The organism is Streptomyces sp. 4F14 (assembly GCF_048159485.1).
GTDB lineage: Bacteria > Actinomycetota > Actinomycetes > Streptomycetales > Streptomycetaceae > Streptomyces.
On sequence record NZ_JBLRVY010000154.1, the window covers coordinates 1 to 422 of the forward strand.

Below are 422 nucleotides of genomic sequence, written 5' to 3' on the forward strand. Positions count from 1 at the left end.
GCCCCCGGCTGGAAGAACGCGGGCGACTACGCCAAGGCCAACGGTCTCGTCTGGGCGCCCTCGGTCGCCCCCGGCTACATCGACGACCGGGCCGTCCCCGGCAACACGACCCCGACCCTCGGCCGCGAGGACGGCGCCTCGTACGACCTGGAGTGGAACAACGCCCTCGACCCGGCCATCGGCGGCGACCCCACCTGGGTCTCCGTCACCTCGTTCAACGAGTGGCACGAGGGCAGCTCCATCGAACCCGCCTCCTCCACCCCGCCCCCGGGCCACGGTTACGAGACCTTCGAGGGCGCCTACGGAAAGACCGGGGAAGCCGCCGAGACGGCCTACCTGGACCGGACCGCGTACTGGGCCGACCGGTTCGAACAACAGCTCCGGCAGCGCCGGTAGCTCGCACACGAACGGCCGCGTTCCCG

Annotated in this window: 1 pseudogene; it reads left to right on the top strand. The window is 71.8% G+C overall.

Annotated elements, in window-relative coordinates:
• Positions 1–396, top strand: a pseudogene (locus ACLZOT_RS50085) (alpha-mannosidase); the annotation flags it as partial.
• Between the last annotated feature and the right edge of the window lie 26 nt (positions 397–422).